Source organism: Vibrio sp. A37, from assembly GCF_059777565.1.
In genome coordinates this window covers 205,594-227,246 of the sequence record NZ_JBLNLI010000005.1, presented here as the reverse complement: position 1 = coordinate 227,246, position 21,653 = coordinate 205,594, and the positions used below count along the sequence as shown (strand labels likewise).

The window sequence follows — 21,653 nt, the reverse complement described above, 5'->3', positions numbered from 1 at the left end:
CTTAAACCTCGACACTTTGCTCAGGTAATGCAGAGTGTGTGCTTTCTGTTCGCTGCATGAATGGTGCGATTGGATTCACCAAACTGCCTGCAAATTGCAAGCTACTGGCTGGATCGGCCAAGTCGACCATTTGTTGGTTATTGGCAAGTTGAAGTCTATTCAAACAGGAATGATCGAATTCCTTGGCGAACAGGTTATGTTTTTTAAACTTGGTTTGTAAATGAGGGTTATCGTCTTGATATTGTTGCACACAATTGGCAACCAGCTTCCAAAATTCTTGTTCTGAAAAGTCCAAGTGTTCCACTAATATGGCGCTCATGTATCGGAAGAAGCAGTCAAAGACATCGGTGAGGACTGAGAGAGTTTCTTTATCTTCAGGAATTTTGACCGAAATACGTTTAACCTTCTCTGGAAGCTCAATGTCTGTGTTGAGTAGAGCAATTTCTTCGCCAATGTCTTTCATGATGGCTTTGACTGGTACATGGTTTTCAAACACAAGAATCAAGTTTTCTCCATGCGGCATGAAGACCAAACTGTGTTGATAGTAACAGTGCAGAAGAGGAGATAGGTAGCTCTCTAAGTATTTAGCCAACCAAGCTTGGACACTCAAACCTGACGCTTGAATGAGAGTAGGTAGCAGCGCTTCACCAGCTGGATCGGTATGCAGAAGTGAGGCCATTGTCATTAAACGTTGCCCAGAGTTAAGCAAGGGTAATGGACTTTCTCTCCAAAGAGCAGCAAGCATTTTTTTATATGGGTTGTCTTGAAGAGTCTCGTGTTCATAATATGGATTACGATAGCCAGTTGCAGCTAACTCCCTTAGCACACAAAATCCTTTGCTTTGTAAATAGCGATCGTTTTTGACCAAATCAGAAATCCAGTCATTGATAGCGGGTGTTGTGCGCATATAGTAGGCCGATAGCCCGCGCATGAATCCCATGTTAAGCACTGACAATGCGGTTTTGACATAGTATTTATTCGGGTTACTGCGATTAAAGAACGTCCGAATGGATTGTTGCGCTTGATAAGAGTCATCGCCATAGCCTAAGCAGATCAGGTGATTCGACGCGATATCAGGTGCAAATACGCTGGCTAACTTGTTAAACCATTGCCATGGATGGACAGGAATTAACGTATAGTCTTGTGCGTTTTTTCCTTGTCCTTCGATGATTTTTTCGAACGCTTCTCTAGTGGTTAAATCTAGTTCTTGCTCAATTAATGCCTGATAGCTGACATCATGACTTGAGTCAAAATCGGCTCGGCTTTTGTGAGCGGCTAACCAGATCAGAGATACAGGCTGGCCTGCCTCTGGTGCATACTGCAAGAAGTCTTGGGCATCAAAACCGATTCGGCCATTATTGGCGATGAATGCGGGATGACCTTCACTCATCGCAGCCTCTACTTGCTGAAAATCTGCTTCAAGCAGCTCCTTGGCGGATAACCACTGCTTGTTTTCTTTGAAAGCTGCGGAGTTCAGTGTGCTGGTGATCTCTTCAAGATACGTGGGCAACAATTTAGTCGGGATGTTGAGCGTTTCAGAGAACTCAATGATAAAACTGATGGAATCGAGAGAGGCATTTTGGCCATGGATCGTTTTCTTTATCGATTCTGGTTCAACTAACCAGTGTTCAAGAGCGAGTTTTCTAGCTTTGAAGTGATATTCCACACCTTCAGCATCGGCTGATAAACTGTAATTTGTCCATTCGCCGCTAATCGAGATGGCCTTTGGCTGCAGGATTCTTTCGTGGCTAAGCTCTGCCAAGCACTTTCTTAGGTGATGGCGGTTTACTTTTTCCCAAGTTTTAGCGTCTACGGACTTGGTAGCAAGTGCTGGGTTTTGGTGAATATCCATTTTCATGATCTCTTTTTGATGTTTTTCTGATGATAGATTGATGGCTGAATAAAACTGATGTTGTGTGCAGAATGCCAAATTGGCTGATTTCTCTCCCATTTGAATTTGTCTAATATGCTGAAATCCTGCTCTTTTGTTCAAAGCATGAATTTTATGATTTCGAGAATCTGGTTCGACAACCACTCGTGTTATGTCTGAATCAGAAAACATGAAGTGCATCACTGTGGTGAAGACACCAAAAGTAAAACCAGAGATGGGGTTGTTGGCTGGAGCAATGAGAATATGCATTCCTTTGTCTCCACTCTGATATTGATAGTGTTCACCGACCGGATCTTTTTGGGGGTCATAGATTTCGACTAAGAAGCTTGGTATATCATTGACAAGTCCCATAAAGGCGTCTGCTTTGTCCCCTTGCTGTAAGCCCAGATAAAAGTTTTTGACTTGTTGTTGGTCGTAAGCTTGCATGCCCCAAAACTCTGCATAGTCTTGGTTTACCCATTCATGGATATATGGAATATGCGCATCCAGAGAGAGGGGTAACAAAGAAATCTCTCCAATTTGAGCGTTATTTAGAGTAAATGGAGTGTTCATTTTGCCTCCTGAACGTTGACTGTTTTTATGCGAAATTTATTTTTGAATGCCAAAGAAAAGTAAGCGACACAGAGCATTAAAGTGGCGGACGCGATAAAAAAAGGAGTGACGAGTGAACCGTTATCGACGATATAACCAACTAAAAATGAAGCACTAATTACCCCTAAGTTCTGAAAGAAGTACACTCGAGAAAAGTCATGGGCATAATTCTCTGGTGTGGAATGTTCAAACATAAATACTTCCAACCTGACCGTGGCTTGAAACAGTCCCCAGCCAAAAATACAACGCCCGAGAATGATCACCCACTCTTGTTGTACTCCTTGCAATAGCAAGCCCGAAATAGCGATCAGCATCGCTGCTGCAATGTGTTGACTACTACTAGCTGAAGATTTCGCTTTGTGGTTGACCCAGAGCCCGGCGAGCGCTATCCAACCAGGTATTGAAAACATCAAACCAGATGCTATCTCTCCGTGGAAACTGGCGACAGATTCCCAATATCTGGAGAAGAAAGGACGAATTAAGAACACGCTAAAGTAGAAGAGTATCGAGATAAGCCCTAGGTTAAGAATGAACTTCTTGTGTTCAGAGGTCGTTTCTACTTTTTTACTGCTTGTCTGTGCGTCTGCATGAAAAGGCACTTTCAGTATGACGATTAAATACAAGCAAACGACCACTTGTATCATGTCACTGATTGGCATAACGAGATAAACATCTTTAGCAGAGTACAATTGAAGGATAAAGCCGCCAATTACAGCCCCTCCGATTGCACCGAAATGAATGAGTACTGAATAGAGGCTGATCATACTCAAATGCTTATTTCGTTCTTCTAAACGAAGGACATAAGGGTAGATCAGAAGGTAGCTGGCTTTAAATACAAGCATCAGCTGTGAAAGTATCCAGAACTGGGTGAGAGACGTGCTGTAATAGCATGCTAGCCCTAAGGTACCGGCAGCGATTTGCGTATAGACCCAAAGGTGTAATTCATTGACTCTTCTAACGACTTTCGTCCAAATAGGAAAAGCGACAATGACAGTGATACAGCTAGCTGCTAGATAATAGCCCACCATTTTAGTTGAATGAGCGGCAAACGCTTGACTAAAAAATTGCGAGTAAAAGGGAACCAGCATAGAATCTGCAACGACAGATACCAAAGTCAGTACAATGAGAGAATATTTGAGTCTTCTCATACTGGAGCTGGCTCCCCCTCGAAATTTGGAGCCGAAAACTCTTGAAAAGCAATACGCTTCTCAATTGGGTAGTGCTCAATTCCGGTGATTTCTTTGAGCAATACTGAATTTCGATAGCACGCCATTCCCAGATCTGGGGTGACAAAACCATGCGTGTGCAGTTCAGCATTTTGTACGAATATACGTTTACCTTGCTTATCGATACTGTAGTTGCGGTTGACGTCAAAGCGGCCTTGGTTGTCCCACTGAATTTCTCTGTTAATTCCTTCTAGAAAATCGGGTAGTTGGTAAGCATAGCCTGTCGCCAGTATTAGCCCTTGTGTATCAAGTTTGAATGCCGAATCTTGCTCGTTTTGATATAGGCCAAGTTTGAATTCATCATTAGCTCGAGAGACTTGCTCTAAGGTGGTATTGGTCATCAGGCGAGTATTCACTTCACCATCCAGTCTTTTCACATAGAGTAGGTCGAAGATATCGTTGATCAGGCTGGCATTAATGCCTTTGTAAAGATGCTTTTGCTTCGCTATCAGTTGGTCGCGTTTGGCTGGTGGCAAGTGATAGAAATAGTCGACATACTCAGGAGACGTCATTTCTAATGTGAGCTTGCTGTACTCAAGTGGGAAAAATCGTGGTGAGCGAGTAACCCAGTTTAACTGATAGTCTTTGCTATCAATATCTTGCAGAAGATCATAATAGATTTCGGCAGCGCTTTGGCCTCCGCCCACAATGGTGATGGATTTGTTTTGTTGCAGCTGTTCTTTGTTGAATAAATAGTTGGAAGTGTGGGTTAAGTTGTCAGTGTATTCCTTACATGCATCGGGAATATACGCAGCTGGACCAGTGCCTAGCACTAGATGTCGGCAGTAAAAACTGACGGAAGAGTTGTTTGCTAAATTCTGTGCTTCAACTTGGTAAATGTCTTTTTCTTGGTCGTAGTTAACCAAAGTGACGTTATGCTGGAAACGTATCGCGGGAATTTGTTTGGTGGCCCATTGGCAATATTGATTGTATTCCTTACGCATTAAGAAGAAATCTTCGCGGATATAAAAGGAGTACAGTCGACCTTGCTGCTTGATATAACTTAGGAAGCTAAGTGGATGAGTGGGGTCCGCTAAAGTCACTAGATCTGACATAAAAGGTGTTTGCAGGTGGGCACTTTCCAGCATCATGCCCGGGTGCCAATCAAACCCTTCATTTTTGTCTAGGAACAATCCATTTACGTCATCAAGCGTGTGAGTCAGGGCGGCTAGGCCAAGGTTAAATGGCCCTAAGCCGATAGCGATAAAATCGTAGACGGGATTGTTCATTACAGTGACTCCATGCAAACTGCGTTAGATTGAGAACTTTGTTCGAGGCTTTGAGAGTGTTGGACAAAAAAATATTGCTGACCGAGGCTTTTTATAAGTTCGACCACTTGCGCAATATGCTCGATTTGGGTGGCTGGATTGAGCAATGTGAATTTGAGGTAGCGTTTTCCCTTAACCTGAGTGCTGGCGATAACCGCTTCTCCGCTACGGAAAATGGCTTTGCGAATGTACTCATTGGCTTTGTCGATTTCTTTGTCTGTTGTTGGATGAAGAGGAACGAACCGAAACACCAATGTGCTGAGTTCGGGCTTATGCAGCAGTTCTAATTTTTTGTCATCTTGATAACGTTGGTGACTGTTTTTGGCAAGTTGTATGACTTGATCAAAGATAGCTCCAATCTTATCTGCGCCCATGATTCTCAATGTTAGCCATAGCTTTAGCGAATCAAATCGTCGCGTTGTTTGCAGGCTTTTATCAACTAAGTTGGGTGTACCTTCTTGCTTTTGGCTCAATGGGTTTAAGTACTCAGCATGATGGGTAATCAGGCTCAGCTTTGATTTGTTTTTTGCGAAAAACGCACCGCAACTGACAGGTTGGAAGAAGGATTTATGGTAATCAACGGTGACGGAATCAGCATTTTCTATTCCTGATAAAAGGTGTCTATTGTTCTCAGAAACCAAAGTGCCGCACCCATAGGCTGCATCGACGTGCATCCAAATATCGAATTGGTGACATAGTTGGGCTATCTCGTGAACGGGATCGACACTGCCAAAGTCTGTCGTTCCTGTTGTCGCGACAACGGCTAATGGAATCAGTCCTTGGTCGATGGTTTTTTTGACCTCATTTCTTAGCGCATTGATGTCCATTCTGAAATGCTCATCAACCGCAACTGGTACCACAGAGTTGTACCCGAGCCCAAGTAGAGCGGAGGATTTTTGAATGCTGAAGTGGCTTAGTTCTGAAGTGAAGATACGGAATTTGTGCCCATAGGAAGGAAGACCTTGTTCTCGGACATTATGATCGCCTTTGTTTGCGCAGTAGTTGTCTCGCGCTAATAGCATCGCCATTAGGTTGGATTGTGTTCCTCCACTGGTAAAAATCCCGTCAGCTTGACGGTCGTAACCAATTTTTTTCGCAGTCCAATCAAGAAGCTTCTGTTCTATCAGCGTGCCACCTGCACTTTGATCCCATGTATCGAGGGATGAGTTGATCGAAGATAGGATCTGCTCGGCCAAAATGGCAGGGTAGACGATAGGGCAGTTTAAATGAGCCATATATTTCGGGTGATGAAAGTAAATGGCATCTTTGAGATAAAGCGATTCGACTTCTTTGAGTGCATCGGAAATGGAATCAAGCGGCTGATCGAGCTCTAAGTGGGCAAACTTAGCCGCGAGCTCTTTTGGAAGAATGCCGCTGAACGGCTTATTGGTTTTTTCGACTTGGCTTCTGACCAAATTTAACCCTTGAATCAGGCTGGCTTCATAGGCCTGAAGGTTGTTTTGGTTAAATATAAAGTCCTTGGGTTCTGGAGTAGTATGACTGCCAGAGTGTACTGCGTTGAGCGAATCAGCACTTATCATCTTAGTTTCCCTTTTATTGCTTTTTATGATGTTTATGTTTGTTTTAATCAATCCATCAAATTTGCAAATGAGGATTATAATGATAATCATTATCATTTCAATGATGGGTTTAATAAAAATTTTGGATTGGTATCTTTACTGGCATAGAGCTGTAGAAAAAGGGGGTGGCTGCGCTAATTCGACTCAGTTGAAGTGACGGAGGTTACTGAACTTGGAGATTGAGTTTCTTCTTGGATGAACCTTTCTCGGCTTTACAAGCTCTGGGGCAGTCACTGCAAAGGTTTTGGCCTTGGCATTTGTAGACTAAACAGCAGCTTGTTCTCACCAGCACAAGCTGTTTTGATTGAGTATCGTAGTTGAGTGACTTCAATAATTTTTCTGGCAAATCGCAGGCTTGTAACCATAACCGAGCTTGCGTTAGCAGGTATTGCTCTGATAGCGAAGGGTAAAACTGGCTGACTTTGACTAAACAGCCGAATATTGCATCAGCGAATAGGTGCGCAGTAAAGCCCGGACGAATACGCGTCCATGAGCTCATTTCGTTGCGGAAATAATTAAAAAGTGTGTTGAGCTCTTTTGCCGCTTCGAGGATAAGTTCTTCGTCTGTTCCTTCGATGTAGGATTGTGATTGAAACTGATAACCCGCGATATAACCATCATGTACCTGTTGAGCCATAGAGGATAACTGAGGCAATCCACGGCAAGCGTAGATCGAGACAAACGCGGTATAAATGGGTTGCCAACAAAGCAGATCCCAAGTGCGAGTTAGCCAGTAAGCCGCTCCTGCTTCTGGGGTAGTGTGCTTTAAATTTTCATATAGTTTACGAATAGTCTCTGAGCTGGAGTGGCCAATATGTATGGTATTTAGTTCTAGATTATCGCTATCTCGAGGTTTAACTTGCCCATCAAGGTAAGGAGTGACTTGCTTGGAATACTGGAAAAGGTGCTGAAAAAACAGTGGTTCACTCATCTTGCAATCTACCGGGTAGTGATTATCAGCAAAGAATAAATAAACAATAACTTATTTGCAAATGATTCTCATTTTTATTGTGTAAAGTGTAAGATAGCCGCATGAGCGAATAAATAGAGTTGAGTCTCTTAGGAATTCTAGCCGACCACTACAAAATCTCTATGTAATAGGCAGTTATCAATATTATTTATGATAAGATTTCAGTGCTTTAATAATCATAAAATATGGAAATTGCTTCATGAATAACATTAAGTTAATGATGCTTACAGCAGTGGCATCGCTTACATTGTCGGGCTGTCAGACGTTAAACCCAGAAAATATCCAGACTAGCGCCAGTCAAGAAACGATTGATATCGCAAAGACAAACCTTGCTGATATCCCGAGCCTTGATGTACTGAGTAATGGCGTGATTGTTTACCACGAAAATTTAAATATGGGCGGTTATCGTTGGAAAACCAGTTCATTAATTAAAGCGGGTAACGATATTGCGTGCCATCATCTAAGGGAATATGTCAAGCGAGGTATGGTGGTACGTACAGAATGGACTGGTACGACAGGGTATGTGAAAGACTATGATGAGCAATATTGCGAGAGTATAGAGACTAATCAGTCTTAATCTTACAACTTAAAAAGGGCGCCGATAGCGCCCTATTTCGAATCTTTGCAGAGTAAAAATTACTTCTTGCTAGATAGTGCACCGAAACGCTTGTTGAAGCGATCAACACGACCACCAGTGTCAACGATACGTTGCTTACCAGTGTAGAATGGGTGGCACTTGTCACATACGTCTAGGTGGATAGAATCCTTGTCTAGAGTAGAGTTGAACTCGAAAGAGTTACCGCAAGAACATGTCGCTTTTACAGCTTTGTATTCTGGGTGGATACCAGTTTTCATGGGAGAACCTCAAATTGGGCCGTGTCGCTATCCGATTCTATGCCGGACACCACACGCAGTTAATAAAATCAGTTAGTGCCTCGCTGTGAAAAGTCTCACACTCTGGCCACTAAGGCGCAGTATAGTAATGAATCTGTGTCTGATAATCAACCAATTTAGCTGACTTTTTCAGCGATAATAAGTTGAAAATAGGAAACTTGATTGTGATTACTAGCCAATATCTTTTAGACTGAGGTGTTATAAGCCACAATAGCTATTAAATATGTTGCCAACCATCGCGCGAGTAGCGCTGCCAGTCCCTCTAGATAAAACTTTTGATTACCTTTTGCCCGGTGGAGATCTACCGGTGATAGGCGGAAGAGTGGTAGTGCCATTTGGGCGACAATCTTTGGTTGGTATTGTGACTGAAATATCTGATAAAACTGACATTAGCCTTCAACACCTCAAATCTATTACTCAGATCTTAGATCGCACCTCAATCTGGCCACTAACACTATACGAGCTTTTAACTTGGTGTAGCCAATATTACGTTCACCCGTTGGGAGACGTATTCAATATTGCTCTCCCCGGTGCGCTCAGAAAAAAAAGACGTGCAGAATTTACCAATATAAAAGAGTGGCAAATAACACCTCTTGGACGTAATCAGCTGATGAGCGATTTTGGTCGAGCGGTGAAGCAAGCAAAAGTCATGACAATGCTGCAACATGGCTCGGTTGCCCACCAAGAGTTTGTTGATGCAGAGATAAGTTCTACTGTGCTAAAAGCTTTGCAAGACAAAGGCTGGATAGAACAGATAGAAAAAAGACCAAAGCTAAAACATTGGCCAAGAGTGGTGGAGTCCGAGCAGGAGAAGCCAACACTTAACCAAGAACAAGCGATAGCCATTGCGGCAGTCAACAATAAGCAAGGTTTTGCCTGCTATTTACTCGATGGAGTAACCGGCTCTGGCAAAACAGAAGTTTATCTAAATTTAATTACTCCAGTTTTAGAAAGAGGCGAGCAGGCTTTAGTGTTGGTCCCTGAAATTGGTTTGACGCCACAGACTATTCAGCGTTTTGAAAGTCGATTCAATGCGCCAATTGAAGTCATCCACTCTGGACTCAACGAGTCAGAACGTCTGAATGCATGGCTTTCCGCTAGAGATAAAGCGGCGGGAATTGTCATCGGTACTCGCTCCGCGATTTTTACTCCATTTAAGAAGCTAGGAATCATTATCGTCGATGAGGAGCATGATGCTTCTTATAAGCAGCAAGACACGCTTCGTTATCATGCGCGAGATGTAGCGATAATGCGAGCGCATAAGGAGCAGATCCCAATTGTTTTAGGCTCCGCAACTCCAGCACTTGAAACGATGCAGAACGCGGTGAGCGGCAAGTATCATCACTTGCTTCTGACACAAAGAGCCGGTAATGCCACGCCGACGACAAATAAAATTCTAGATATTAAAGGCTTATACCTAGAGAGTGGCTTGTCTGCGCCACTAATTGCTGAAATGAGGCAACATTTAGAAGCGGGAAATCAAGTTTTACTATTCCTTAATAGGAGAGGATTCTCGCCAGCCTTGATGTGCCATGAATGTGGCTGGTTGGCCGAATGTTACCGCTGTGAGCGTTATTACACTTATTATCAGAAAAACAGTGAAATGTGTTGCCATCATTGTGGTTCACGTAAGCCGGTAGTTAAACAATGCCAAAACTGTGGCTCTTCTCATGTTGTAAGTGTTGGGGTGGGTACTGAGCAGTTAGAGTCTCACTTAGTTGAGCTGTTTCCAGAGTTTAAGTCGATACGAATAGATCGTGATAGTACGCGTAAAAAAGGCCAGTTAGAGTCGGCATTAACGTCAATTCAAAAAGGTGAGTATCAGATCTTAATTGGCACTCAGATGTTGGCAAAAGGCCATCATTTTCCAAACGTTACGTTAGTGGCACTGCTCGATGTGGACGGGGCTTTGTATAGCAGTGATTTTAGAGCGTCTGAGCGATTCGCTCAACTCTACACTCAAGTGTCAGGCCGAGCTGGTCGAGCAAGTAAAAAAGGGCAAGTGATATTGCAAACTCATCATCCAGAGCACGCACTGCTGCAAGGCTTGCTCAATTCTCCTTATAGCCAATTCGGTAAAATGGTATTGGAAGAAAGAAAAATGGCGATGCTTCCACCATTTACGCATTTAGCGCTTTTTCGGTCGGAGGCGAATAATAGTGAGGTTGCTGAGCTTTTTCTTCGTCAAGTTAGATTAACTTTGGAGTCAAACCCTCTATTTGATGATACTTGTATGGTATTAGGCCCAACGCCTTCTCCAATCACAAAGAAAGCAGGTAAATCTCGTTGGCAAATGATGTTACAAACTACTGAACGCAGTTTGATGCAAAAAATCCTCTTGAGCTCTAAGCCTGTTATTCAGACATTAACAGAATCCAAAAAAGTGCGTTGGGCAGTTGATAGAGATCCGCAAGACTTGAGCTAATACTTCATTTTTTCTAGAAATCCCTTTTCTTTATAATTAATTGTTATAAAAATGTTTTTTATCTGTTCTGATTTTTTGAGATGGCAATCAGGTGCATATTGATATTATTCGAGCTATTGTGATGTAAATCACGAAAAAAATGAAATATTTGATAAATTTGTCGAAACTTTTTGGCTTGAATTGAATAGAATAGTGTCAGATAAATGAGCTCACATTAATAAAAAAACAGAGCTCGAAAAGTTTGGTTATGGTTATGTATGAATGTAAGTCATTGCATTCATTGATTTTATGAGGCAGCTATTATGGCGACAATGAAGGATGTTGCTCAGCTCGCAGGTGTATCAACGGCTACTGTTTCAAGAGCCTTGATGAACCCCGAGAAAGTATCCACGTCTACTCGAAAGCGCGTCGAAGACGCAGTGTTAGAAGCAGGTTATTCCCCGAACTCTTTGGCCAGAAATTTACGGCGAAACGAATCAAAGACAATCGTCGCAGTTGTTCCTGATATTTGTGACCCTTACTACTCTGATATTATTCGAGGTATTGAAGAGGCGGCAATTGAACACGGTTACACGGTTTTATTGGGGGATAGTAGTCAGCAGAAACGTAAAGACCCGACGTCTTTAGCCAGTTTGGCCTTTGCTAAGCAAGCTGATGGTATTCTCTTGCTAGGTGCAGACCTTCCATTTGATGTTAGTAAATCTGAGCAAAAAAACTTGCCACCATTAGTCATGGCATGCGAATTTGCACCTGAACTCGAATTACCTACTGTTCACATTGATAACTTAACAGCTGCTTTTGAAGTGGTTAATTATCTTACACAGATGGGCCACAAACGCATCGCTCAAATTTCTGGTCCTGAGTCAGCGGCAATATTTAAGTTTCGCTCACAGGGGTATCAGCAAGCTTTACGCCGAGCGGGTATCGTAATGCGTCCAAACTACACAGTGTATTCTGAGTATGCATTTGAAGCAGGAGCGATCGCTGCTCGAAAGCTTCTTTCCTTAGCTGAGCCACCGACTGCAATTTTTTGTCATTGTGACATTATGGCGATTGGAGCAATTCAAGAAGTGAAACGACTGGGGCTACGAGTACCGCAAGACTTATCTATCGTTGGCTTTGACGATATTCAGTTCTCTCAATATTGTGATCCGCCGTTGACCACAATTGCTCAACCAAGATATGAGATAGGCCGTCAAGCGATGTTAATGGTTCTAGAGTTGCTTCGAGGTAAAGACGTTAGAGCAGGCTCTCGACTTCTTGAAACAAGACTTGTGGTAAGAAATAGCGTAGCGCCACCTAGAGTTTGTTGAGTTAGCGGCTTTGGTAACGGTGTTTTCGATATTTTCAAAATGATTGTTTTGCTGTGACATGATACCGTCATAAGACGTTATTGGTCTGTAATCGCTTCATAAACTCATTTACTATGTATTTAAGTTCAAATTTGTGAATGTAAGATGTTGTGGCAAGTAAAGATTATGTAAGGCGCGGTAGCGGCCAAAATAAAAAGCGTGGTAGCAAGAAAAAAGCCAGTTCTAGTCGAAAACCATGGAGAAGTGGTTTTATTGCGGTCATATTGGTTGTTGCGTTTGGTTATGGTTTATATAAATTGAGCCAAGACCCTGAGCCGCCTAAAACAGCCGTACAGCAAAATCAAAGCCGTAAGGCTCAATCTAAACCTGCAGAAAAGCTTCCACCTCCTCCTCAAGAGAAGTGGGACTATGTCGACACATTACCTAATCGCGAAATTGAGGTAAAAGCTAAGCCATTAGTAGAGTCTAAGATCCCTTATGTGATGCAGTGCGGGGCTTACAAAACAAAACACCAAGCTGAATCACGCAAGGTGGATATCGCTTTTCAAGGGTTGACCAGTAACATTGTCAAGAAAGATGGCAGTTCTTGGTATCGAGTTGTGCTAGGGCCATATAAAACCAAGCGAGATGCGGAAAAAGACAAGCACAAGCTTCAACGCGTGAAAATCCAGCCATGTGCTATCTGGAAGCAAAACCAGCAGTAACATTTTCTAAGAGCGTTTTTAAACAAACGCTCTTTTGTTTTTCCCTTGATTTTATTTCTCGCAACCCACATATACTCCCTAACGTTTATTAAATTTAAATTAAAGAGGCCATACTCGTGACTACCATTGTATCTGTTCGTCGAAATAACAAAGTTGTCATTGCGGGTGATGGACAAGTTTCCCTTGGCAATACTGTCATGAAAGGAAATGCGCGCAAAGTTCGCAGATTATATAACGATAAAGTCATTGCTGGTTTTGCCGGAGGTACGGCAGACGCATTTACTTTATTTGAGCGCCTAGAAAGTAAGTTACAAATGCATCAAGGGCATTTGACTAAAGCTGCTGTTGAACTAGCAAAAGATTGGCGAAGTGACCGAGCTCTTCGTAGACTTGAAGCAATGCTTGTTGTCGCTGATGAAACAGCATCTTTTATTATTACTGGTAATGGAGACGTTGTTCAGCCTGAAAATGACTTAATTGCTATCGGATCAGGTGGAAACTTTGCCCAAGCAGCGGCGACCGCTCTATTAGAAAATACAGAATTGAGTGCTATAGAAATTGCGGAGAAGTCGCTAAAAATTGCTGGCGATATCTGCGTATTTACTAACCATCATCACACTGTTGAAGAACTAGAAATACCTGCAGAGTAAAAATAAACCGCAGATGTTTTGATGACAGCACTACTAAGAATTGAAGGAATTACCCATGTCTGAAATGACTCCTCGTGAAATTGTTCATGAATTAAATCGCCATATCATTGGTCAAGACAACGCCAAACGTTCAGTTGCGATAGCTCTGCGTAATCGTTGGAGAAGAATGCAGCTTGAAGAAAGTTTGCGTGCTGAAGTGACACCAAAGAATATTTTAATGATTGGTCCAACTGGTGTCGGTAAAACAGAGATTGCCCGACGACTGGCTAAACTAGCCAACGCTCCATTTATTAAAGTAGAAGCGACAAAATTTACAGAAGTAGGTTACGTTGGCAAGGAAGTTGAAACCATCATTCGCGACCTGACCGATGTAGCGGTAAAAATGACTCATCAACAAGCGATGGAAAAAGTTAAATTCCGAGCGGAAGAGCAAGCTGAAGAAAGAGTTCTTGATGCTTTGCTTCCACCTGCACGTGATGCATGGGGTCAAAACGATGAGAAAAAAGACGAAGATAGCAGCAATACTCGTCAAGTTTTCCGTAAAAAATTGCGTGAAGGTAAATTAGACGACAAAGAAATTGAAGTTGATATTGCAGCTCCGCAAATGGGCGTCGAGATCATGGCTCCTCCGGGTATGGAAGAGATGACGAACCAGCTTCAAGGTATGTTCCAAAACCTAGCAGGTGATACTAAGAAAAAGCGTAAGCTAAAAATTAAAGACGCTTTTAAAGCGCTTACTGAAGAGGAAGCGGCGAAACTGGTAAATCAAGAAGAGCTAAAAGAAAGCGCAATTTACAATGTTGAAAACAACGGCATTGTGTTTATTGATGAAATCGACAAGATTTGTAAACGTGGCGACACGTCAGGCCCAGATGTGTCTCGTGAAGGGGTGCAAAGAGATTTGCTTCCGCTGATTGAAGGCAGCACGGTGTCAACCAAGCATGGTATGGTAAAAACGGATCACATCTTATTTGTCGCTTCGGGTGCGTTCCAAGTTGCCACGCCTTCTGATCTAATTCCAGAGTTGCAAGGCCGACTGCCAATTCGTGTAGAACTTGAAGCGCTATCTAGTGATGACTTCAAACGCATTTTAACTGAGCCGAAAGCTTCGCTAACTGAGCAATATGTTGCCTTGATGAAAACTGAAAATGTAGATATCGAGTTCAGTGATGATGGTATAACACAAATCGCTGAAGCTGCTTGGCAAGTAAACGAAACCACTGAAAACATCGGGGCACGCCGCCTACATACAGTGATGGAACGCTTGATGGATGAAATTTCATTTGAAGCGACAGACAAAGCTGGAAGCAAGATGACTATTGATGCTAACTATGTCAAAGAGAAATTAGGCGAGTTTGTTGATGATGAAGATTTGAGTCGCTTTATTCTATAACGGTAAAGCCTCACAGATTCAAATAAGAAGCCCACTTTAACAACTAAAGTGGGCTTCTTTACATTTTATCGAGGTTTAATGGTTTCTACACAACGTAACGCGAGTTTTTAAAGCATAAAGACAAAAGCAATCGCAAGCGCAGACATGATTGCAGCAAACCCATAGCAGAAAATTTTGCCAGTTTTGCCTGCGTGGAACTTTAAATCATGTAACCCATGATGTATCCGGTGCATTGCATGCCACATAGGTAAAGCGATAGAGGCGATGATGAAAGCTCCTCCAACGAAACTTGTAGCAAAAGCAGAAATTCTATCGTAATGCAGTGCTTCAAGATCAATGACTTCCAACGGTATCAAGATGCCAACTACTAGAATGGTAATTGGTGTCAGCATGGCAAACCAAGTACCACCTGCGCCAAATAAACTCCACCAGATTGGCTCTTCTGAGCGCCTTGGCGATGGGTTCACTTTTGAAGAATGTTGTTTCATGATTTGCTCCTTACACCAAGATGAGAATGACAAGTGAAATCACAGCCACGGCCGCCCATTGCGTCAATATGACTGCTTTTTTAGAAACCGTTTTACCAGCCATACGAACCGGTACAACTTGAGGCATCATGCTGAAAAAGGTTTGTGCGTGAAAAAGGCTACCTGCGAGAGCCACGATATTGATAGCGATGACAACGGGATTAGCCATAAAATGTAACCAGCCTTCCCACGCCTCATGACCTCTTACTAGTGAGCTTAATCCGAACAGTAAAAATAGAGTAAATAGCACCAATGGAAGTACGGTTGCTTCCCTAAGCATATAGAAACGATAGTAAGGGTGGTCTTTCCACCAAGTGCGCTCAATAGGGCGAACATAAGGTTTACGACGACTCATGTTAGGCCTCCTCAGGTTTAAACATTGCGATGACATAATCCATAGAAGATTCCACTTTGCCTTGGTTTACCGCAGAGGCAGGATCGACATTTTTCGGACAAACTTCAGAGCAATAGCCGACGAAGGTACAGCCCCAAGCTCCATTTTCACCATTGATTAAGTTCATACGTTCATACTTGCCGTTGTCGCGGCTATCCAAGTTATAACGGTGCGCTAATGTTAATGCTGCAGGGCCAATAAACTCTGGGTTTAGGCCAAATTGAGGGCAGGCTGCATAGCACAGGCCGCAGTTGATACAACCAGCAAACTGCTTATATTTCGCCATTTGCTCTGGAGTTTGCAGGTTAGCACCCTCTTCAGGTTTCCTGTCATTACCGATAATATAAGGCTTGATTGCTTCAAGACGTTCGATAAACGCTGTCATATCGACGATCAGGTCTTTTTCTATGGGAAAGTTAGCGAGAGGCTCAATTTTGACTCCATTTGGGTAGTCACGAAGAAAGCTTTTACAAGCTAGCTTTGGAACGCCGTTAACCATAACACCACAAGATCCGCATATTGCCATTCTGCATGACCAGCGGTAAGCAAGATCTTTATCAAGATTGTCTTTGATGTAACCTATTGCATCTAATATAGACATGGTCTCGTCAAATGGGACATCGAAGGATTGGAAATGTGGCTTAGCGTCATGCTCAGGATCGTAACGCAAAATGTCCACTTTTTGGGCTCGATTGGCTGACATATTATTTTTCCTCCGGACAGTGTTTTTGTTTTTTCTCTGCTTCTTCTACGGCCGCTTTCTCTGCTGCTGCACCGTACAGGCGAGCTTTGGGTTGTGATTTCGTTATCGTCACCTTGCTATAGTCAATGTTAGGGGCAGCGTCTGGTACATAGAAGGCCAGCGAGTGTTTAAGGTAGTTTTTGTCATCACGTTCGGTGCATCCGTCGTCCAAGCGTTGATGAGCCCCACGTGATTCTTCGCGTAAAATAGCTGAATGCACCATGGCTTCCGCAACCTCCAAGCCATAGCCGACTTCGATTGCATAAAGCAGGTCAGTATTAAATACGGTGCCTTTATCTTTGATGCTTATACGCTTATAACGCTCTTTTAGCTCTGTGATTTTGTCGATAGTGCTTTGCATCAAGTCTTTTTGACGATAAATACCGCATCCTGCTTCCATTGTTTTACCCATTTCAGCACGGATGTCGGACCAATTTTCATCACCCTCTTGGTTTCTTAGCGCATCAATTCGCTTCTCGACGTCTTTTATTTGTTTCTCAATGGAAGCGTCATCCCATCCAGTAAACTCTTCGACTCTCTTAACGGCGTTTTCCCCCGCGACACGACCAAATACCACAAACTCTGCTAGTGAGTTTGAGCCAAGTCGGTTCGCGCCATGTAATCCAATAGAGGCACATTCGCCAACTGCAAAGAGTCCATGAATTCTTGTTTCACATTCGTTGTCGGTTTCAATCCCGCCCATGGTGTAATGTACGGTTGGCCGAATTGGGATAGGCTCTTTAGCTGGATCGACGTTGACGTAAGCTTTTGCTAGCTCGCAGATGAAAGGCAGTCTTTCTTGCAGATACTCTTCACCCAAGTGTCGTAGATCGAGATGAACGACATCGCCTAGCGGATGTTTGACGGTGTTGCCTTTTTGCTGTTCGTGCCAGAATGCTTGAGAAACTTTATCTCTAGGCCCAAGCTCCATATATTTATTCTTCGGTTGGCCTACGGGGGTCTCTGGCCCTAGACCATAATCCTGTAGATATCGGTAGCCATTTTTGTTCAACATAATGCCACCTTCACCACGGCAGCCTTCTGTCATTAATATACCGGTTCCTGGTAGCCCGGTCGGGTGGTATTGAACAAACTCCATGTCGCGTAGGGGAACACCATGTCGATAAGCCATCGCCATGCCGTCCCCTGTTACGATGCCACCATTGGTATTGCAATGGTAAACACGGCCCGCACCTCCAGTTGCTAATACAACGGATTTTGCCTTAATAGTAACGAGTTCTCCCTCAGACATATGGATAGCAATCAAGCCTTGAACTTGGCCATCGACGACTAACAGATCCACCACAAAGTATTCATCAAAGCGGTTTATCTGAGGGTATTTCATTGAAGTTTGGAAGAGAGTATGCAGCATGTGAAAGCCAGTTTTATCTGCAGCGAACCAAGTACGTTCGATCTTCATCCCTCCAAATCGACGTACGTTGACTTCACCGTTTTCTTTGCGGCTCCAAGGGCATCCCCATTGCTCCATTTGAATCATTTCACGTGTTGCATTTTTAACAAAATATTCAACAACATCTTGTTCGCACAACCAATCTCCACCACCAACGGTATCGTTAAAGTGATTGTCTAGGCTGTCTTCATCTTTAATGACGGCGGCAGAACCTCCTTCAGCAGCGACAGTATGTGACCTCATAGGGTATACTTTCGATATTAATGCAACTTCCAAATTAGGTGCTGCTTCTGCTGCTGCAATCGCAGTTCTCAGACCGGCTCCGCCTGCACCTACGATTGCAATATCTGTCGTTATGGTTTTCAAAGTTGCTCTCCAATGCTTTTGTTTTAATTCTAATACTCCGCGTTTTTATTATTAGCTGGAGTGAGTTCTATCTTTTGAGGCTAGTCTAGGGGCAAGTATCAATGAAAAAATTGACTTATTTAGGTATTTCGTACGGTAGTTAGAGTCGCTACACTCTTATTTGTGTACATGTGATATCTATCACTTGGTATTTTTATTATTTATGAAGGTAGGGTGGTAGTGGTGTTATTGATTAATATTTTGAAATATTTTTAGGATATATTTTTACAGATTATGAAACAGATAAGCTGGAACCCTAGCGCTACAAGGTTAGCGCTACAAAAAAGAGCAAACCTTTTAGGCAAAATTCGTCAATTTTTTTTACAAAGAAATGTTCTCGAAGTTGATACTCCAGCTTTGAGCCATGCCACGGTTACTGATATTCACTTACACACATTTTCGACACAATTTGTAGGCCCTGGGTATGCAGGTGGTAGAAAACTATACCTTATGACCAGTCCTGAGTTTCATATGAAACGGCTATTGGCATCTGGAAGTGGTTGTATTTACCAAATTTGTAAGGCTTTTCGTAACGAAGAAAGTGGTCGCTACCACAACCCTGAATTTACGATGCTAGAGTGGTATCGAGTGGGCTTTGATCACCACGATTTGATGGATGAGATGGATGAGCTTTTTCAAATAATTTTGGGCTGCGCTTCAGCTGAGAAACTCACTTACCAACAAGCCTTCAAACAGGTGTTAGGAATATGCCCGTTAGAAAGCTCAATGGGGCAACTAAGATTAGTTGCGAGCAAGCTAGAGTTATCTGATATAGCAGAACAAGAGCAAAATCGAGATACGCTACTGCAATTGCTGTTTTCTATCGGCGTTGAGCCACATATAGGAATAGACTCCCCTGCTTTTGTTTATAACTTTCCAGCATCACAGGCAGCATTAGCCAAAATTAACCAGCAAGACCCAAGGGTTGCCGATAGGTTTGAAGCTTATTATAAAGGTGTTGAACTCGCGAATGGCTTCCATGAATTAGATAACGCCGAAGAACAGCGAAAACGGTTTGATAATGATAACGCTGAACGCAAGACGATGGGCTTAGATGAGCAGCCCATCGATGAGAACCTGCTAGCAGCGCTGGAAGAAGGCTTGCCTTCTTGCGCAGGAGTCGCGGTAGGCATTGATCGGTTAGTGATGCTGGCGACCAATGCTGAACATATTGAACAAGTGACGGCTTTTCCGTTTCCTCGGGCTTAGCTTTCGATTCTTTTTGTACCCTAAAGCTGTGGTGAGCTCTTTATGTTGCCCAGCTTTAGTTGAAAAATACTTTTTGCTATATGTAATAAATTATTGTTTTATAGAATGTAGTTACTTTTTGTTTTGCTTATAAAGCAAACTATTATTGTTTTTTTTTCTTTTGAAGAAAAAAACAATAATTGCTCTTCCTTTGTCAACGATATATTCAATCCATTCCTTTCAGTTATTTGATATTTCAAAAACATCATTCAACAATGTGAGAATCGGGAGTTACTATTTTCAGTAGTCCACTTTCTATTGGAACAGTTGTGTCTGATTTAACACCCGCATTCATTGTTGTATTTATATTTTTAGCCACTATCGTTGGGCTAATTAGATTCCAAAGTTATCCTGGAAGGGTATTTGGTGTAACCTTACTCGCGTTATATATTTTTAATGTTGTCTCTACTCAAGAGGTTTTAAGTAGCTTTTCAAATCAAGGTTTACTTACCCTGATACTGCTGATGACCTGTTCTCTTGCATTAGAAAAAACGAGATTACTAAGAATCATTACTTCTTATGTAATTAAGCCTAATTACAAATCAACATGGTTAAGACTGTTTGGTTTAACAGTCATCTCTTCAGCATTTCTAAATAATACTGCAGTTGTCTCTACCATGATGTCGCCGATTCGCAATAATCTCTTACACTCTCCAAGTCGATTATTGATTCCCTTATCTTATGCAGCAATATTTGGTGGAACACTCACACTTGTGGGTACATCAACTAATTTAATCGTAAATAGTATGCTTCTCGGACAGCATGGCCAGCCATTAGGTTTCTTTGAATTTACCCCGGTCGGAATTTGTATAGTTATTGTTTGTGGGGCACTTTTATATTTATTTTCTAGACGTTTGCCTATAAGTAAAAATGACAAGCCCAAAGCATCTAAATATTTTATTGACGCTAAAGTATCCAAGGGATCATCGCTTGTCGGTAAAAGTATTGAAGTGAATGGGTTAAGAAATTTGGAGTCATTATTTCTAGTGGAAATATTACGTCGAGAACGTTTGATATCTCCAGTGGCCCCTAGCGAAGAAATTGAAGCTGGTGATCGGCTTATGTTCACTGGTGATATTAAAAAGGTGTCGATATTGAATCAGTTTGATGGCCTAGATTTATTTGCTCATAGGAATGGCCTGCCCATTAATAACCTTAGAGAGGTCGTTATCAAACCTGAAAGTGTATTAATAGGAAAAAGCCTCAAGCAGGCCGGATTTAGGGCGTTATTTGATGCCGCAGTTGTTGCGATGCGACGTGATGGTGAAGTCATTTCTGGAAAGTTAGGTGAGTTAAAGCTAAATGCAGGGGATTATTTGGTTTTGGCTGTCGGGGATGATTTTAAAGGGCGGCACAATATAGGTAAAAATTTCTTTTTAATAAGTGGATTAGAAGTCGAAAAATTACTGACACCTTGGCAAGAAAAAATAGCCATTTTAGGCTTTTTCCTTTCAATACTGTTAGCTGCTTTTGGCGCTTTGTCTTTATTTAAAGGTATGTTGGTGTTATTAGGAGTACTTTTATTGTCTGGAGCATTGACATCTAATGAAGTCATGCAGCGTTTGCCAAAGCAAATTTGGTTAATTATTTCTTCTGCTTTACTGTTGTCTCATGCGCTGATCAATAGTGGTGCTTTGGGCCATTTACGTGAAATTATTCAAACACATAATGATTTTTTGACGCCTTTTATAGGGTTGGTCATTGTGTATGCGTTAACTTGGATTACAACGGAGTTAGTGACCAATAACGCTGCAGCAGCTCTTATTTTTCCAATAGCTTATAGCTTAAGCTTTGCTTTATCAGTTGACTCACAGGCTTATATTTTGGCTGTTGCCTTTGGCGCGAGTGCCAGTTTTATCAGCCCGTATGGGTATCAAACCAATTTAATGGTGTTCAACGCGGGGAAATATCATCTCCGCGACTTTATAAAAATAGGTGTGCCGATCAGTATTGCGTATGGTGTTACTGTCATCACCGCTATCTACTTTTTTGTGGGCTTATAGGAAATAAAACAGGATACA

At 42.3% G+C, this 21,653-nt stretch carries 18 protein-coding genes; 8 read left to right on the top strand and 10 right to left on the bottom strand.

The features are described 5' to 3' along the window. Position 1: 1 nt before the first annotated feature. The 5 genes from ACM2FC_RS11160 to ACM2FC_RS11140 all read right to left on the bottom strand — a co-directional run bounded on the left by ACM2FC_RS11160 (position 2) and on the right by ACM2FC_RS11140 (position 7,487). Complete coding sequence (locus tag ACM2FC_RS11160) at positions 2-2,443, bottom strand: GNAT family N-acetyltransferase (RefSeq protein WP_498480980.1); 2,442 nt, start codon at positions 2,441-2,443, stop codon at positions 2-4. Further along, positions 2,440-3,630, bottom strand: coding sequence for an MFS transporter (locus ACM2FC_RS11155; protein WP_498480979.1), 1,191 nt, complete (start codon positions 3,628-3,630; stop codon positions 2,440-2,442). The genes ACM2FC_RS11160 and ACM2FC_RS11155 overlap by 4 nt, the downstream gene beginning before the upstream one ends. Further along, a complete protein-coding gene (locus ACM2FC_RS11150) occupies positions 3,627-4,937 on the bottom strand; it encodes a lysine N(6)-hydroxylase/L-ornithine N(5)-oxygenase family protein (RefSeq protein WP_498480978.1) in 1,311 nt (436 codons plus the stop codon). Before ACM2FC_RS11150 ends, ACM2FC_RS11155 begins: the two co-directional genes overlap by 4 nt. Beyond that, positions 4,937-6,517, bottom strand: coding sequence for a pyridoxal phosphate-dependent decarboxylase family protein (locus tag ACM2FC_RS11145; protein ID WP_498480977.1), 1,581 nt, complete (start codon positions 6,515-6,517; stop codon positions 4,937-4,939). Before ACM2FC_RS11145 ends, ACM2FC_RS11150 begins: the two co-directional genes overlap by 1 nt. A 202-nt stretch (positions 6,518-6,719) precedes the next feature. After that, complete coding sequence (locus ACM2FC_RS11140) at positions 6,720-7,487, bottom strand: siderophore ferric iron reductase (RefSeq protein ID WP_498480976.1); 768 nt, start codon at positions 7,485-7,487, stop codon at positions 6,720-6,722. Between the two features lie 238 nt (positions 7,488-7,725). Here ACM2FC_RS11140 and ACM2FC_RS11135 point away from each other — a divergent pair, with 238 nt between their 5' ends. Beyond that, entirely contained in the window at positions 7,726-8,103 is a 378-nt protein-coding gene (locus ACM2FC_RS11135; protein ID WP_498480975.1) for a hypothetical protein, read from the top strand. Between the two features lie 59 nt (positions 8,104-8,162). On the opposite strand, the gene rpmE is transcribed toward ACM2FC_RS11135, so the two are convergent. Further along, positions 8,163-8,381: a 50S ribosomal protein L31 gene (gene rpmE, locus ACM2FC_RS11130; protein ID WP_498480974.1), complete on the bottom strand. Its 219-nt coding sequence runs from the start codon at positions 8,379-8,381 to the stop codon at positions 8,163-8,165. 262 nt (positions 8,382-8,643) lie between these two features. Between rpmE and priA the strand changes: the two genes are divergently transcribed. The 5 genes from priA to hslU all read left to right on the top strand — a co-directional run bounded on the left by priA (position 8,644) and on the right by hslU (position 14,905). Then, entirely contained in the window at positions 8,644-10,845 is a 2,202-nt protein-coding gene (gene priA / locus ACM2FC_RS11125) for a primosomal protein N' (protein ID WP_498480973.1), read from the top strand. 302 nt (positions 10,846-11,147) lie between these two features. Further along, entirely contained in the window at positions 11,148-12,158 is a 1,011-nt protein-coding gene (gene cytR / locus ACM2FC_RS11120; RefSeq protein ID WP_498480972.1) for a DNA-binding transcriptional regulator CytR, read from the top strand. Positions 12,159-12,307: 149 nt separating this feature from the next. Beyond that, on the top strand, positions 12,308-12,862 hold the full coding sequence (locus ACM2FC_RS11115; RefSeq protein WP_498480971.1) for an SPOR domain-containing protein: 555 nt from the start codon (positions 12,308-12,310) through the stop codon (positions 12,860-12,862). Between the two features lie 116 nt (positions 12,863-12,978). Continuing rightward, complete coding sequence (hslV, locus tag ACM2FC_RS11110; protein WP_498480970.1) at positions 12,979-13,512, top strand: ATP-dependent protease subunit HslV; 534 nt, start codon at positions 12,979-12,981, stop codon at positions 13,510-13,512. A gap of 55 nt (positions 13,513-13,567) precedes the next feature. Further along, the gene (hslU, locus tag ACM2FC_RS11105) at positions 13,568-14,905 is read left to right on the top strand and encodes an ATP-dependent protease ATPase subunit HslU (RefSeq protein WP_498480969.1); all 1,338 of its coding nucleotides are present in this window, start codon (positions 13,568-13,570) and stop codon (positions 14,903-14,905) included. Between the two features lie 107 nt (positions 14,906-15,012). Here the strand turns inward: hslU and frdD are convergent, their stop codons facing one another. From frdD to frdA, 4 genes are read right to left on the bottom strand one after another with little or no spacing between them, the layout of a single operon-like run. Further along, positions 15,013-15,393, bottom strand: a complete 381-nt coding sequence (frdD, locus tag ACM2FC_RS11100) for a fumarate reductase subunit FrdD (RefSeq protein WP_498480968.1) — start codon at positions 15,391-15,393, stop codon at positions 15,013-15,015. Positions 15,394-15,403: 10 nt separating this feature from the next. Beyond that, a complete protein-coding gene (gene frdC / locus ACM2FC_RS11095; protein WP_498480967.1) occupies positions 15,404-15,787 on the bottom strand; it encodes a fumarate reductase subunit FrdC in 384 nt (127 codons plus the stop codon). 1 nt (position 15,788) lies between these two features. Beyond that, positions 15,789-16,529, bottom strand: a complete 741-nt coding sequence (locus tag ACM2FC_RS11090; RefSeq protein WP_498480966.1) for a succinate dehydrogenase/fumarate reductase iron-sulfur subunit — start codon at positions 16,527-16,529, stop codon at positions 15,789-15,791. Position 16,530: 1 nt separating this feature from the next. Beyond that, entirely contained in the window at positions 16,531-18,345 is a 1,815-nt protein-coding gene (gene frdA, locus ACM2FC_RS11085) for a fumarate reductase (quinol) flavoprotein subunit (protein ID WP_498480965.1), read from the bottom strand. Positions 18,346-18,618: 273 nt separating this feature from the next. On the opposite strand from frdA, the gene epmA reads away from it, so the two are divergent. Beyond that, positions 18,619-19,593, top strand: a complete 975-nt coding sequence (epmA, locus tag ACM2FC_RS11080) for an elongation factor P--(R)-beta-lysine ligase (RefSeq protein WP_498480964.1) — start codon at positions 18,619-18,621, stop codon at positions 19,591-19,593. Between the two features lie 308 nt (positions 19,594-19,901). Then, entirely contained in the window at positions 19,902-21,635 is a 1,734-nt protein-coding gene (locus tag ACM2FC_RS11075) for an SLC13 family permease (protein WP_498480963.1), read from the top strand. The last annotated feature ends 18 nt before the right edge of the window (positions 21,636-21,653 follow it).